The sequence below is a fragment of the Cryobacterium luteum genome, from assembly GCF_900110125.1.
In the GTDB taxonomy this organism is placed as follows: Bacteria; Actinomycetota; Actinomycetes; order Actinomycetales; family Microbacteriaceae; genus Cryobacterium; species Cryobacterium luteum.
Window position 1 is genome coordinate 134,039 of record NZ_FOCN01000004.1, and the last position, 13,879, is coordinate 147,917.

Below are 13,879 nucleotides of genomic sequence, written 5' to 3' on the forward strand. Positions count from 1 at the left end.
CAAGCCCCCACCCGTCTCGGGTGGGGGCTTGTCTGGGTTATGCCCATGGTGTTTGATACCTGTAGAGGTTCAATTCTCGGCACCAATTTGCGATATAACTCCAAAGTGGTCGGCCGTGCTTTGAGGGTGTGCTAAATTTGTACTTGTAGCGCGGGGTGGAGCAGTTCGGTAGCTCGCTGGGCTCATAACCCAGAGGTCGTAGGTTCAAATCCTGCCCCCGCAACAGAGAAGTCCAGATCAGATTAAGGTCTGATTCGGCGCAAAACCGGCGTGGCCCTTGGCCACGCCGGTTTTTTTGTACGTCCGGTGGAGTTGCCCCAGCTTGCCTGCGCAGCAGGCGAGCGTTGGCACTCAGACGTCGGCTTGCGGGATGAGCTTCTCGGCGCGGTACCGGTCGAAGAGCGATGTGAAGGAGTCGATCGTGCGGTGGTGCGGGGTGAAACCCGCAAGACGACTCTTGGTGATATCGGTGAAGACTTCGATGTTGCGGCCCAGGTCGGCGTCGGTGTGCCACCACGATGCGATGCGCCCAAGATCCGATTCGACAAGGCCGTGTTGGGCGGCAAGTTCAGCCCAGACCGGTTCCAGGCCGGCCATCTGAACCTCAAGTGGGCGCGGCTCGTCGACAAATCCTTCCGGCTCGACCCCGAAGTAGGCGGCGATCTTCGGCCACATCGCACGCCAACGAAAGACATCACCGTTGACCACATTGAAAGCCTCGTTGACGCCGGCATCTGTTGTCGCTGCCCAGACCATCTGCTCGGCGAGGATCGTCGCATCCGTCATGTCGGTGACGCCGTTCCACTGGGTCGCGCTGCCGGGGAACACGAACGGGATATGCAGGTGCTTGCACAGGGCGGCCTGGGCGGAGAGCGTCAGGCCCATGTTCATGAGGTTGCCGACCGCGTGGCCGATCACGGTGTGCGAGCGGTGCACCGACCAGGTGAATCCCTGGCGAGTGGATGCCGCGAACAACTCGTCCTCCTGCGCGTAGTAGAAGTTCGCCACGTCGAGTCGCGGTACGTCTTCGCTGAACGGGGTGTCGGGCATGTCGCCCTGCCCGTAAGCCTCGAACGGGCCGAGGTAGTGCTTGAGACCGGTTACCAGGGCAACGTGACGCACCGGCGCGTGGGCGAGCGCAGCGAGGAGGTCGCGCACCATGCCGGCATTGACCTCGATATTGAGCTCCTCGGTGGCCTGACGGGACCACGCCGTGAAGAAGACCTGCTCGGGCATTTCGTCGGCCAGCGCTCGGTTGAGGTCCGTGGCGGAGCGCAGGTCGGCCTGGATCCAGCGCACGCCGGGCAGCTTGCGACCGCTGCGGCGGGCCAGGGCCAAGACGCGCCACCCCTCGGCGGAGAGCTGGTCGACAACGGCGGATCCGGTGATGCCGGAGGCTCCGACGACGAGGGCGGTGCGGGTGTGGGGCTGAGTTGTAATAGTCATTACTCAGTGCAACCACCTGGGGTGAAGCGTATTCCGTGCCGGTAAGTCGCGAAGCCGGGCAGGCTCCTGCGCGCGGGAGTGTCGCTCCTGACAGGGACCAGCAGTATTTCCCAACGCCGTCGTCAACTGGACGGGCAGGACTCAGCTTTCTCCTAGCAAACTTCGATTACGCCATGCGACCATCCCGAATAGGTTCGAGGCATCATCCCAACTATAAGGAGAGAAAATGCCGTTCCTCACCGTTTCCACCCCAACCGATCCCGACGTCGAACTGCACTATGAGGACGTCGGCGTCGGGAAGCCCGTCGTGCTGATTCACGGCTGGCCCCTCAGCGGCAGATCGTGGGAGGGCCAGGTGCCCGCACTCGTGGACGCCGGCTACCGGGTGATCACCTACGACCGCCGCGGCTTCGGCCAATCAGCACAGCCGTGGAACGGATACGACTACGACACGTTTGCGGCCGACCTCAAGGCCGTGCTTGACACCCTCGATCTGCGCGACGCCACCCTCATCGGATTCTCGATGGGCGGCGGTGAACTCGCCCGCTACGTCGGCACTTACGGCACTGACCGAGTCGCCAAGCTTGTGTTCGCGAGCGCGGTGACGCCGTACCTGTGGAAGTCGGAGGACAACCCTGACGGCGGCGTCGATGCGGGACTGGCTCAGTGGTTCCACGACGGCCTGACCGGCGACCGGCCGGCATTCCTGCACGAATTTCTTCAGATGTTCTTTACCGCCGGTAAGCCGTCGTTGGTCAACAAGCCCAAGGTCAGCTCCGAGCAGATTGCCTACAACCTCGACATCGCAGAAATCGCGTCACCCAAGGGCACGCTTGACTGCACGACCGCGTTTGCGACGACAGATTTTCGCGACGACCTGACGAGAATTGCCGTGCCGACCCTGGTGATACACGGCGATTCCGACACGATCGTTCCGTTTGAGGTCAGCGGCAAGCGCACCCACGAGGCCATACCTTCCAGCGAACTTGTGCTGATCTACAATGCCCCGCACGGACTCACCGTTTCACACAAAGACGAGTGGAACCGGCATGTACTGGAGTTCCTGGGTAAGTAGCACCCACAAGGACGGCCTGTCGCTGGACGGTGACGGGCCTTCTTGGGGGCGTGGCATTCGCTTGTCAGGTGGTGAACGGCGACCCCTGCACGGATCGTTCTCCCGCCGCAATCGGATGACTTGGCGAGAGCGTGCCAACGGGGCCGATCGGTCACGAAAAGTGAGGTAAACTAAAACCACCAACGTAGACAGCTGGATCAGAAACCCTCAATCTGACCACGCTTCTTCGTAGGATGACCGCCATGTCGCGGTTTACGGCGCGGGGTGGAGCAGTTCGGTAGCTCGCTGGGCTCATAACCCAGAGGTCGTAGGTTCAAATCCTGCCCCCGCAACAGAAAAGTTGCGCCACAGGTGGCCCGCCCGTCGGAAGAATCGTCGCAACGATGAATCCTGCGGCTGATGGATCGCCAGAGAATGAAGAGACCAAGCCCAATCTCTCGACCGGAAGTAGGTCCGGTGACTTCGGCTTCGCTTCTCGGCCGATATTTGGCTCTAGTCTGTGGCGGTGCGTGGAATAAGCCAGTTGAGAGCATCGTGCACTTCCTGGACCTTCAGTGGTTTCGTGATGTAGGCATCGCAGCCGGCGTCTCTCGCTCTCGCTTCATCGCGCGCCGTCGCCATCGCCGTGAGGGCAATCACGGGAATGAAGGCCGTCACCGGGTCGTGTTTGAGTAGGGCTGTCGCGGCGAATCCGTCCATACCAGGAAGCTGAACATCCATCAGGATTACATCGGGAAGCTCGCTACGCGCCAGCAACAGACCGCTCTCAGCATCGACGGCTTCCATGGAGGTATGCCCTGCGCCACGCACGAGCAGCTTGGCCAGCCTCATGTTAATCGCATTGTCTTCGATAATCAGTATCTTGCCCACCGGTATCAGTTCCTTGAGCGTCGGGCGCCCGCGGACAGCGCACGCCTAACCTCATCCAGGAAAGCGTGCCGATTAAACCTATTGGCGCCGATAACGCTTACCGGCTGGGACGGGTCGCTGTCGACCGCTGCCGTCTCCTGATGGGTTAGCGCCTTACCCGTAACGACGAGCACGGGGATGTGCTCGGTCGTTGAGTCGTGCTGCAGGGCCAGCAAAACCTGATAGCCGCTGAATTCCTCCATCATGAGGTTCAGGAGAATCAAATCCGGGCGCAGCCGTAAGGCCATTTCAATGGAGTCCTCCTTAGAGGAGGCGCTTTCAATGACGTACTCGGGTCTGGTTAAATATTGGGCGATCACCTCAACGGTTTCGGGATCGTCGTCGGCGACGAGCACCCGGCGTGTACGGCGGGCGTCGGGACTGAGCCCGAGCGCTTCAAGCGCCTGCTGCAGGGCCTCCTGGCTAATGGGTTTCTCCAGCACGGCCGCCGCGCCGTGAGTCAACGCGAGACTCACATCGCCATTACCAGCGATGAGGACTATCGGAACGGCAGCGAACTCCGAGTATTCGTGCAGTCGAAGCAGGAATCCCCAGCCGTCGGCTCCGGTCAAGCGAACGTCGAGGGTGATGACGCTGAGCTGCTGAGTGCGTGAAATTTCCAACCCCTCCTTGCCTGTGCCCGCGACGATGACACGAAAATCTTCCGCCTCGAGCAGGACCTGCAGCATTTGGGCACCCTCAGCATCGTCGTCGATGACCAGGGCGACGTGTTGCTCCGGCGTATTGTCGTCTTCCGCCGTCTGCTGCCGACTCCTGCTCGGCGGGCGTGTTGGTTTGCTGTCCGGACTATCCGTCGACCGGGCTCGGGTGTCGCTGTCAGGTTTGATACTTGTCGCGTCTGCAGACGCCACGGCCCTGTCATCGATAGGTGGCGCCTGCGGTGGATTGCGGTCCTCGTCGGACGCCCCGCTCCTGACCTGAACGTCATTGTAATCACCGTTCGGCGCCGCGTTATGTGGACGCACCACCTCGCCGGCGACTATCGCTTGACCATCTTCCACCGCGCTCGGTGCGCCGCCGGGGGTGCTGTCGAGTCGAGGTGTGTTCCGGGCGACGGGCAGAGTCGGCGCTGGGCCCGAGGTTTCTCTACCCGTGAGAACAGCGTCGGACTCCAAGATCTTTATACCCGCGCCCGACCACTCCGGGGCTTGGTCGTCAGTCGGACCCAACGGAAGCCAGACGACGAAGCTGGAACCCACGCCCTCCTCGCTGGCAACGGCTACGGTCCCCCCTTGAATCTCGACCAGCTGTTTCACAGTGGCAAGGCCCAAACCGGTTCCCTCAAATCGTCGTGCCAAAGAGCTGTCGATTTGACTAAAGGCGAGAAAAAGCTTGGACAAATTCTCGGGAGAAATACCTATTCCGGTGTCATCAACTCGTATTTCCAAAAATGTGTCGACATCACTCTTTGGCAGGGGGAAATCATGAACGGGCCGCGATCCGTCGATCGTCCCTACTGCGTTTCGTGCCACTCGCTTCGCTGACAGTGTTACATCCCCATGGTCGGGAGTGAACTTGACCGCATTTGCGAGCAGGTTGTACACAATTTGTTTGACCTTGCGCCGGTCAAGCAGCGGTGTTCCGACACAGTCCGCAGCCTTGAAGGTGAGCTGGAGGCTGTGCAGAGCCGCCGTATCACGAACGATCGTGAGGCTTTCCTCCAATAAAAACCGGACGTCCACAGGTTCCAGCTCGATATCCACCATTCCCGCCTCAACTTTGGACAGATCGAGGATGTCATTGATCAGGGAGAGGAGGTGAAGGCCACTGGAATGGATATCTCCGGTGTACTCACGCTGCGATTCAGTCAAATCCCCGGCGAAGCCTTCCTTGAGGGCCTCGGAAAAACCGATGATCGCGTTCAGCGGGGTCCGCAATTCGTGGGACATCGTAGCCAGGAACTCCGTTTTCATTCGGTTGGCGCGTTCCAACTCGATATTCGTCTTCTGCAACGCGCGTTCGAAACGCTTACGTTCAGTCACATCACGGGCCGAGGCGAACACGCCCTGCACAACCCGATCTCGATCGTAAAATGTTGCCGCGTTATACGAGACGTCCGTATCATCGCCATTGAGCGCCCGAACTGTAAGTTCATAGTCACTGACCCTGCCCTCGTTGAGCGCTCGTTTGATGGCCGTATCTGCTCGGACGGGGTCGACGAAGAAGTTGCGACACGGAGCACCAATCAATTCATCTCTGGTGCGCCCCGTCAATTCAATCGTCTGCTGGTTTACATCCGAGATGATGCCGTTCGTATCCGTCATCATCAGCGCATCGATGTTGGACTCGATCAAAGATCGGGTATAGAACTGCTGATCCCGAAGCTTTTGATCGAGAGCGGACTGCGCGAGGGCTGCCTGATAGCGCGCCGTATTATCGGTGCTGATGAGCAAATAGCCGATAATTTCGGCGTCACTGTCCCGCAACGCCGAAACCGAAACGGTTGTCGGAAAGCGGCTACCGTCTTTGCGAATTGCCGTGAGTTCATAAACGTCTTCAATTCCCCGGCTCGCTTTGTAGACCATGGTTTCAAATCCCGGCTGAATTGTCTTACCGAAATCCGCGCTCAATTTCGCTGCCCGGGCAGCGATCTCTGCAGGGTCGTGCATGATTCCCGGAACCACCTTGTTGACTACCTCGTCAGCGGTGTAGCCGAGCATGCGTTGAGCGCCCACATTGAAAATCTGAATGACACCCTTCGCGTCGGTAGCGACACTGACAAAATTTGCGCTATTGAAGATCGCATTTTGCAAACTAACGGTTTGTTCCAGCAAATTCTTATCGGCCACGTCCTTTTGAGCGGTGGAATACTCGTCATTGGTGAGGGTCGGCTCTTCGGGGTCCATTCCCTCGTCAGTCGACTGGTTTGTAACTCCGGACTCTGTCATGCCCAGCACCTCTTCCGTAAACAATCGATTGGGAGCTTCAGGGCCACCGTGCCGAGGCGACCCTTTGCCCGCGGCAAGAAGTTCTCGAGTAATTTACCTCACAATGACCTCCAGTGCACCCCATTTGGGGGGCAACTTCACAAGACGCTCCGAAGTGATGTGGTGCCGTAGCGTTGCAGACATGAGCAATGACGCCAAAGCAATCAATAACACCGAGCCGGCCAATACCGAGCTGGCCAGTGCGCGAGCGGCAACCACGTTCGTGGCCGACCTTCTGTGCAGTCTTTCCGACGCCCAACTCGACGCGGATTCTCTCCTCCCAGGCTGGACCCGGCGTCACGTCGTAGCGCACCTGGCCCAGAACGCGCTGGCCGTCGGCCGTCTGGTGAGCTGGGCGGCGACCGGGGTCGAGACGCCGATGTATGAATCCCGTGAGGTGCGCGATCGCGATATCGATGAGACCGCACTCCTCGCCCCAAGCACCCTATGCGCACTGTTCCGCGACACCGCTACCGCTCTCGATGAGGCCTGGCTGGCCCTCCCGGAGTCGCGGTGGTCCTGTGAGGTGCGCGGCGGGCAGGGTCGCGTGGTGCCGGCATCCGCTACCCTCTGGATGCGCACCCGGGAGCTTTGGGTACACGGCGTCGACCTGAACGCCGGTGCGGGGTTCGACGCCCTCCCCGAGCGGATGCTGCGGCGCACGCTGGTCGACGTGGTCGCGTCGTGGCCTGCGGACCGCATCCGTCTCGATTTAACGGGGCCGACCGTGGAGAGCATCGGCGACCAGAACGCTCAGAACTCAATCTCCGGCAGCCTGGCCGACGTCACCGGGTGGGCCACGGGCCGCACAACGCTGGGAATTTCGTCGAGCGAATCACCCGTTCCGACGGCTCCCAACTGGCTCTGAAAGCACACGCGGCCACGATTGTTACTTCTCGACCAGGGTAACTTCGAAGGAATAGAGGTCGGGACGGTAGCAGTGCCGGCCGAACTCGATCGCGCGCCCGGAGTTGTCGAAGGCGGTGCGGTCCATCGTGAGCAGGGCGGAATTCTTCTCAATCTCGAGCAGGCCGGCCTCGTCGTTGGTCGACGTGCGGGCACCGATGTGCTGGCGTGCCACGCGCATCGTCACGCCGCGCGAACGCAGCACCTGGTACAGGCCGTGCGCGACGAGGTCAGCGGCTTCGATGCCGATGAATTCCTTGGGCAGCCAGTTTTCCATCACGGCTACTGGCACGTCGTCGGCCAGGCGCACCCGGCGCAGGTGGAGTGTGGGACTGCCCTCGTCGACGCCGAGACGCTCCGCTGTCCTCACATCCGCTGCCTGCGATTCGAGGGTCAGCAGGTGGGTGGAGGGCACCTTGTGCGTGTTCGTCAGGTCGTCGTAGAGGCTCGTCAGTTCGACCTTGCGGGTCACCTGGCCGTGCACAACCTGCGTGCCGATGCCGCGACGGCGCACGAGCAAACCCTTATCGACGATTTCCTGGATGGCACGACGCACGGTCGGGCGACTCAGGCCCAGCCGCTGGCCGAGGGCGACCTCGTTCTCCAGCCGCGACCCGGCGGGAAGCTCGCCGCTGAGGATGGCCTTTTCGATGCGTTGGGACACCTGAAAATACAGCGGAATAGGGCCGGATCGTTCCAGGTCCATGAACATCTCCATGGGTAAGGTCTTTTTGTCCTGCACGCTCATGGCACCCCTTCACTGTCGAGTGAACTGACCAGCCCAGGGCTTTGGCCAGTTGTCATGACAATATCAGGTCATGCTTTTGTTGATAGTAATTCAAGTACCGAGGCTGGCCACCGCAGCAACGGCGACACGAACGGATGCCGCGGCCTCGGCCGTTTCCGCCGCCGTCGTACCGGCGCCCAGCGTGAACCGCACGGCCGTCTGGGCCACGTCGGCCGACAGGCCCATCGCGGTGAGCACGTGCGAGGGCTCGCTGCTGCCGGCCGCGCAGGCGGACCCACTCGAACAGACGATGCCGCGCTGTTCGAGCTCGAGCAGCACCGCCTCGCCGCTGGTGCCCGGAAAGACGAAGGACGCGGTGCCCGGCAGACGCTCGGTCGGGTGGCCGGTGAGCTGGGCCGACGGCGTTTCGCGCAGCACGGTCTCGATGAATTCGTCGCGGAGGGTGCTCGTGCGGCTCACCGACGCGGCACGCTCCTCGACGGCGAGGCGCAGCGCCACGGCCAGGGCGACCGCACCGGCAACGTTTTCGGTGCCGCTGCGTTTGCCGCGTTCCTGGCCGCCGCCGTGGAGCAGTGGTTCGATCACCAGGCGCCCGCGCAGAAAGACCGCTCCGATGCCGGGGGGAGCGCCGAGCTTGTGCCCGGAGAGGCTCAGCGCGTCGACGCCGAGCCGTGTGACGTTCAGGTCGAGCCAGCCGCCAGCCTGCACCGCGTCGGTGTGGAACGGTACGCCGGCCGCGTGGGTTGTCAGGGCGAGCTCGGCGAGCGGCTGCACCGTGCCGACCTCGTTGTTGGCGTAGTGCACCGAGACCAGGGTGGTGTCGGGGCGGAGCGCGCGGGCCAGGCCGGCGGGATCGACGCGGCCGGCGGCATCCACCGGCAGCACGGTCACCTCGAAACCGTGCAGCCGGCGCAGGTAGTCACACGATTCCAGCACGGCTTCGTGCTCGATCGGGGAGGTCACCAGGTGGCGGCCGCGCGGGGCGCCGAGGGCTATCCCCTTGATGGCGAGGTTGTCGCTTTCGGTGCCGCCGCTGGTGAAGGTGACTTCGCCGGGGCGGCAGCCGAGCGATCGGGCCACGCTGGTGCGCGCCTCCCGTAGGGCGGTCGCCGCCGCCTCGCCGACCTGGTGATGGCTTGACGGGTTGCCGAAACCGCCGGTCAGGTGCGGCCACATGGCTTCGAGCGCCTCCCGACGCACCGGGGTCGTCGCGGCATTGTCCAGGTAAATCATGGGTTCACAGAGCGAACCCGGCCGGCGTGTTCACCCGAATGGCGATATCGAGGCCCAGGTCGAGGGAGTGCACGCTGTGCGTGAGCGCCCCCACCGAGATGACATCGACACCGGATGCCGCGATCTCGCGCACCGTCGCCAGTGAGACGCCACCGCTCGCCTCGACGGTGGCCCGCCCGGCGACCTGTGTGACGCCTTTCAGCAGGTCTTCCGGGCTGAAATTGTCGAGCATGATCGTGTCGATACCGGCGGCGAGCACGTCTTCGATCTGGTCGAGGCGGTCGACCTCCACCTCGAAGTGGGTGGTGTGCGAGAGCTTCGCGCGCCCGGCGCGCAGCGCCTCGGTGAGGCCGAGTGGACCGGCGGCGAGCACGGCGAGGTGGTTGTCCTTGGCCATCACGGTGTCGGAGAGGCTGAACCGGTGGTTGTGGCCGCCGCCGTCGCGCACGGCCGCTCGTTCCAGGGCGCGCAGGCCGGGGGTGGTCTTGCGGGTGTCGACGATGCGGGCCTGGGTGCCGGCCGTCTCGGCGACATATCGGGCGGTCAGGGTGGCGATTCCGCTCATCCGCTGTACGAAGTTGAGGCCGATGCGCTCGGCCTGCAGGATGCCGCGGGCCGGGCCGGTCACCTCGGCGAGCGTGGCGCCCGTGCTGAACGGTTCGCCGTCGGTGACGAACCGGTGCACCTCGATGCGGGGGTCGGTCAGCGCGAACGCGGCGGCGAACACGGCGCCGCCGCTGAACACGCCGGGTTCGCGCGCCTCGAGCCTGGCCGTCGCGACGGCGTCTTCGGGAATGAGCACGGCCGAGGTGAGATCGCCCCAGGGGGCGTCCTCATCGAGAGCAGCCTGCACGACGACGGTGATGGCGTGGTTGGTCAGCATGCGATGGCCTCCCGGGCCGGAACGAGTTCGAGGGTTTGCGAGACTGAGCGGGCCAGGTCGGGCCGGGTATCGGGAAAGTCCGAGCGGAAGTGCGCGCCTCGGGACTCTTCGCGCGCCAGTGCTGCGGCCACGAGCAGCCGGCCGAGGTCGAGCAGGTTGCGGTCTTCGAGGGCGGCGACCGAGGTGCTGCTGGCGGGCGGCGCCGTGCACTCGGCGAGGCTGGCCGCGGTACTCGTGAGACCCGCGCCCGAGCGGTGCACGCCGGCGAAATCCCAGAGGAATCGCTGCAGTTTTCGGCGATCGACCAGCGTTGCGAGATCGGCTGGCGATGAACCTGGGGCGGTCTCGGGGAGCAGGCCCGGGATCGTGCTGGTCGAGAGCGAGTGGGGGAGATCTGCCGGCCGGGATGTGCTCGCCCGCCCCGGCTCGCCGAGCGCACGCACCGCGCGGTCGGCGAACACGGCCGCCTCGAGCAGGGAGTTGGAGGCGAGCCGGTTGGCGCCGTGGGCTCCGGTGCGGGCGACCTCACCGACGGCGAAGAGCCCGGGCAGGGAGGTGCGGGCCCAGGCATCCGTTTTGACGCCGCCCATCCAATAGTGCGCGGCCGGTGCCACCGGAATGGCAGCGACGGCCCAGTCGAGTCCGGCCGCCCGGCAGGCGGCGGTAATGGTGGGGAACCGGGTTTCGAGCAGTTCGCGGCCGAGCGCGGTTGCGTCCAGCAATACCGGGGCGCCGCCCTGCCGTTCCATCTGGCGGGCGATGGCGCGGGCGACGACGTCGCGCGGCGCGAGTTCGGCGTCGGGATGCTCGGCGAGCATGAAGCGCTCGCCGCGGGAGCCCAGCAGTACGGCGCCTTCGCCACGCACCGCCTCCGACACGAGGGGGGTGCCGGGTGCTGCGAGGGCGGTCGGGTGAAATTGGTAGAACTCCAGATCGGCGACGGATGCCCCCGCCCGCCATGCCGCCGCTACCCCGTCTCCGGTCGCGACCGAGGGGTTGGTGGTGTGCGAAAAGAGGGCGCCGGCTCCGCCGGTGGCGAGGATGACGGCGTCGGCGTCGATGTTGTGCTGCACACCGTGCGGGCACAGAACGCGGCCGCCGCGCACTACGCCGTCGTCGACCAGCAGATCGACGAGCATGGTGTGCTCCCGCACGTCGATGGCGGCTCGGCGTCGTACGGTCGCCACGAGCGCCGCTTCGACCGCAGCTCCGGTGGCGTCGCCGCCGGCGTGCACCACCCGCGAGCGGGAATGGGCAGCTTCCAGCCCGCGGGCGACACCGGATTCGTCGCGGTCGAAATCCACGCCGAAGCGGATGAGATCGCGCACTCGCGCCGGTCCCTCGGCACAGAGCACCCGAACGGCGGCGGGGTCGCACAGCCCGGCGCCGGCGCGCAGCGTGTCGAGCACGTGTGCGTCGACGGAGTCGTCCCGGAACAGGGCTGCGGCGATGCCGCCCTGTGCATAACGGGTGTTGCTCTCGGGCAGCACCGACTTCGTGACGAGCACGACGTGGTGGCCGGCATCCGCTGCACGCACCGCGGCGAGCAAACCTCCCAGGCCGCTGCCGATGACGAGGATCGAGAGGGTGTCAGGCGCGGTCCTGTCAGGCGCCGTCATCTCAGGCGCCGACCAGGATCGGCGGCCGGGCCGCCAGCATCCGTTCGAGGGCTACCCGCGCATGTCCGGCGATGTCGGCCGACACGGTGATCTGATTGAGCACCCGGGAGGGCGCTTCGCCGCCGCCGACGAGGGCTTCGAGCACCCAGGCCAGGTAGCCGGCGTGGATGCGGTACATGGTTGAGCAGGGGCAGATCACCGGGTCGAGGCAGAAGATCTTGTGCTCGGGGTGCCTGGCGGCGAGGCGGTTGACCAGGTTGATCTCGGTGCCGATGGCGAAGGTCGTTCCGGCCGGGGCGGCGGCGATGGCCTTGGCGATGTAGTCGGTGGAGCCGGCCGCGTCGGCGGCGTCGACCACAGCCATCGGGCATTCCGGGTGCACCAAGACCCGCACGCCCGGGTGTTCGGCGCGCGCGGCGTCGATCTGCGGCACGGTGAAACGGCGGTGCACGCTGCAGAAACCGTGCCACAGCACGACTCGGGCGGCGTCGAGCTCGGCGGCGGTGTTGCCGCCGAGCGGCTTGGTCGGGTTCCACATCGGCATCTGCGTCAGCGGAACGCCCATGGCCTTGGCGGTATTGCGGCCGAGGTGCTGGTCGGGAAAGAACAGCACCCGCTGGCCGCGTTCGAAGGCCCACTCGAGCACGGTCTGCGCGTTCGACGAGGTGCAGACGATGCCGCCGTGCTCGCCGCAGAAACCCTTGAGGGCTGCGGAGGAATTCATGTAGGTGACCGGAATCACCGGAACCCGGCCGGAGGCATCTGCTTCGCTGCCGTAGAGCGCTTCGAGCTGCTCCCAGCACTCGGTGACGGAGTCGATGTCGGCCATGTCGGCCATCGAGCAGCCGGCGGCGAGGTTCGGCAGGATGACGGCCTGCTCGGGCCCGGAGAGCAGGTCGGCGGTTTCGGCCATGAAGTGCACGCCGCAGAACACGATCGCGGCCGCGTCGGGGCGGCTCTGGGTGGCCTGGGCAAGTTGAAAGGAGTCGCCGACGAAATCGGCGTGGCGCAGCACTTCGTCGCGCTGGTAGAAGTGGCCGAGAACGACCACCGAGTCGCCGAGCACGTTCTTGGCTTCAACGATACGGGCGCTGAGTTCCTCGGGTGACGCGGTGCGGTAGCGCTCCGGCAGCGCGCCCTGCCGGGGGGACCCGGCCGGAATCACATCGCCCATCGACGAACCCGGGCCGTAGCCGGGCGCGGCCGCGTCGAACTCCCACGGCGGGGCGGCCAGGTCGGGGCTGCAGGTGCTGCCGGCGGCCTGGCCGGTATCGATGAGACGAATGGTGGTCTCGACCGAGGGAATCGTCATGGCCGTGCTCCTTGAGAGATGGTGAGAAGAGAGAAAGCGGGTTAGAGCGTCGGCCCGGGCGGATCGTGCTCGCTGGCCCGATCGTCATACCGATACAGCCGCGCTGGCCGATGCCGGGCCCCGGCCACGTGCTGATCGGTGCTGATCACGCTGCCCGACGCCTCGATCGAACGGCGAAAATTGGCCGGGTCGAGCGCCTTCTGCAGCACGGCCTCGTGCACCTCGCGCAGTTGCGCGAGGGTGAACGTGTCACCGAGAAAGGCGTGCGCGATGCGCGAATACTCCACCTTGGTACGCAGCCGCCACAGGGCGTATTCCACGACGCGGTTGTGGTCGAAGGCGAGCGGCGGCAGCGCGTCGGCCGCGAACCAGCGCACGTTCTCCCCAACGGATGCCCGCTCCGCAACCTCCGACCGCACCAGCGCCCAGTACACCACGGAAACCACCCGCAGTCCGGGGGAGCGGTCGATATCACCGAAGGTGTAGAGCTGCTCGAGGTAGCGCGGGGAGAGGTCGGTCGTTTCGCGCAGGGTGCGCGCGGCGGCCGAGGCGAGTTCCTCGTCGGCCGGCAACCAGCCACCGGGCAACGCCCAAAGGCCGAGAAAAGGGTCGCGGGTGCGGCGCACCAGCGGCAGCCAGAGAGTCTTGTGCCCCGATTTCTCGTCGGGTCGCAGGGCGAAGATCACCGTGGATACGGCCAGGGTCGCCTGAGCGCTGCCGCGTGAGAGCGGGCTCTGCTCGGTCAGGTGATGGTCCAGCACGGAAATCCAGTCGTAAAGGTCGAGGTGACTTTAACTGCT

At 64.7% G+C, this 13,879-nt stretch carries 11 protein-coding genes and 2 tRNA genes; 4 read left to right on the forward strand and 9 right to left on the reverse strand.

The window, feature by feature from the left end; genetic code table 11:
• The first annotated feature begins 149 nt into the window (after nt 1-149).
• Nucleotides 150-223 (forward strand) — tRNA-Met (locus tag BMW72_RS06295).
• Between the two features lie 128 nt (nt 224-351).
• On the opposite strand, the gene BMW72_RS06300 is transcribed toward BMW72_RS06295, so the two are convergent.
• Nucleotides 352-1,446, reverse strand: coding sequence for an SDR family oxidoreductase (locus BMW72_RS06300; RefSeq protein ID WP_092108393.1), 1,095 nt, complete (start codon nt 1,444-1,446; stop codon nt 352-354).
• 226 nt (nt 1,447-1,672) lie between these two features.
• On the opposite strand from BMW72_RS06300, the gene BMW72_RS06305 reads away from it, so the two are divergent.
• Nucleotides 1,673-2,521 carry an alpha/beta fold hydrolase gene (locus BMW72_RS06305; protein WP_092108395.1) on the forward strand — a complete coding sequence of 283 codons (849 nt, stop codon included), beginning with the start codon at nt 1,673-1,675 and terminating at the stop codon, nt 2,519-2,521.
• A 258-nt stretch (nt 2,522-2,779) separates the two neighbouring features.
• Nucleotides 2,780-2,853 (forward strand) — tRNA-Met (locus BMW72_RS06310).
• Nucleotides 2,854-3,013: 160 nt separating this feature from the next.
• On the opposite strand, the gene BMW72_RS06315 is transcribed toward BMW72_RS06310, so the two are convergent.
• Nucleotides 3,014-3,391, reverse strand: a complete 378-nt coding sequence (locus BMW72_RS06315; RefSeq protein ID WP_092108397.1) for a response regulator — start codon at nt 3,389-3,391, stop codon at nt 3,014-3,016.
• Between the two features lie 5 nt (nt 3,392-3,396).
• Complete coding sequence (locus BMW72_RS06320; RefSeq protein WP_134450364.1) at nt 3,397-6,339, reverse strand: hybrid sensor histidine kinase/response regulator; 2,943 nt, start codon at nt 6,337-6,339, stop codon at nt 3,397-3,399.
• Nucleotides 6,340-6,520: 181 nt separating this feature from the next.
• Between BMW72_RS06320 and BMW72_RS06325 the strand changes: the two genes are divergently transcribed.
• Nucleotides 6,521-7,246, forward strand: a complete 726-nt coding sequence (locus BMW72_RS06325) for a maleylpyruvate isomerase family mycothiol-dependent enzyme (protein ID WP_166787721.1) — start codon at nt 6,521-6,523, stop codon at nt 7,244-7,246.
• 21 nt (nt 7,247-7,267) lie between these two features.
• On the opposite strand, the gene BMW72_RS06330 is transcribed toward BMW72_RS06325, so the two are convergent.
• The 6 genes from BMW72_RS06330 to BMW72_RS06355 all read right to left on the reverse strand — a co-directional run bounded on the left by BMW72_RS06330 (nt 7,268) and on the right by BMW72_RS06355 (nt 13,840).
• Nucleotides 7,268-8,032, reverse strand: a complete 765-nt coding sequence (locus tag BMW72_RS06330) for a GntR family transcriptional regulator (protein ID WP_092108403.1) — start codon at nt 8,030-8,032, stop codon at nt 7,268-7,270.
• 90 nt (nt 8,033-8,122) lie between these two features.
• Entirely contained in the window at nt 8,123-9,265 is a 1,143-nt protein-coding gene (locus tag BMW72_RS06335; RefSeq protein WP_092108405.1) for a cysteine desulfurase family protein, read from the reverse strand.
• A gap of 4 nt (nt 9,266-9,269) precedes the next feature.
• Entirely contained in the window at nt 9,270-10,148 is an 879-nt protein-coding gene (gene nadC / locus BMW72_RS06340) for a carboxylating nicotinate-nucleotide diphosphorylase (RefSeq protein WP_092108407.1), read from the reverse strand.
• A complete protein-coding gene (nadB, locus tag BMW72_RS06345) occupies nt 10,142-11,767 on the reverse strand; it encodes an L-aspartate oxidase (RefSeq protein WP_092108409.1) in 1,626 nt (541 codons plus the stop codon). The genes nadC and nadB overlap by 7 nt, the downstream gene beginning before the upstream one ends.
• A gap of 1 nt (nt 11,768) precedes the next feature.
• The gene (gene nadA / locus BMW72_RS06350) at nt 11,769-13,079 is read right to left on the reverse strand and encodes a quinolinate synthase NadA (protein ID WP_092108412.1); all 1,311 of its coding nucleotides are present in this window, start codon (nt 13,077-13,079) and stop codon (nt 11,769-11,771) included.
• 41 nt (nt 13,080-13,120) lie between these two features.
• The gene (locus BMW72_RS06355) at nt 13,121-13,840 is read right to left on the reverse strand and encodes an NUDIX hydrolase (protein WP_241983897.1); all 720 of its coding nucleotides are present in this window, start codon (nt 13,838-13,840) and stop codon (nt 13,121-13,123) included.
• Nucleotides 13,841-13,879: the final 39 nt, after the last annotated feature.

Coding starts and splice junctions, on each gene's coding strand:
- BMW72_RS06300 (WP_092108393.1), bottom strand. CDS start 1,446: ATGACTATTACAACTCAGCCCCACACCCGCACCGCCCTCGTCGTCGGA.
- BMW72_RS06305 (WP_092108395.1), top strand. CDS start 1,673: ATGCCGTTCCTCACCGTTTCCACCCCAACCGATCCCGACGTCGAACTG.
- BMW72_RS06320 (WP_134450364.1), bottom strand. CDS start 6,339: ATGACAGAGTCCGGAGTTACAAACCAGTCGACTGACGAGGGAATGGAC.
- BMW72_RS06325 (WP_166787721.1), top strand. CDS start 6,521: ATGAGCAATGACGCCAAAGCAATCAATAACACCGAGCCGGCCAATACC.
- BMW72_RS06330 (WP_092108403.1), bottom strand. CDS start 8,032: ATGAGCGTGCAGGACAAAAAGACCTTACCCATGGAGATGTTCATGGAC.
- BMW72_RS06335 (WP_092108405.1), bottom strand. CDS start 9,265: ATGATTTACCTGGACAATGCCGCGACGACCCCGGTGCGTCGGGAGGCG.
- nadC (WP_092108407.1), bottom strand. CDS start 10,148: ATGCTGACCAACCACGCCATCACCGTCGTCGTGCAGGCTGCTCTCGAT.
- nadB (WP_092108409.1), bottom strand. CDS start 11,767: ATGACGGCGCCTGACAGGACCGCGCCTGACACCCTCTCGATCCTCGTC.
- nadA (WP_092108412.1), bottom strand. CDS start 13,079: ATGACGATTCCCTCGGTCGAGACCACCATTCGTCTCATCGATACCGGC.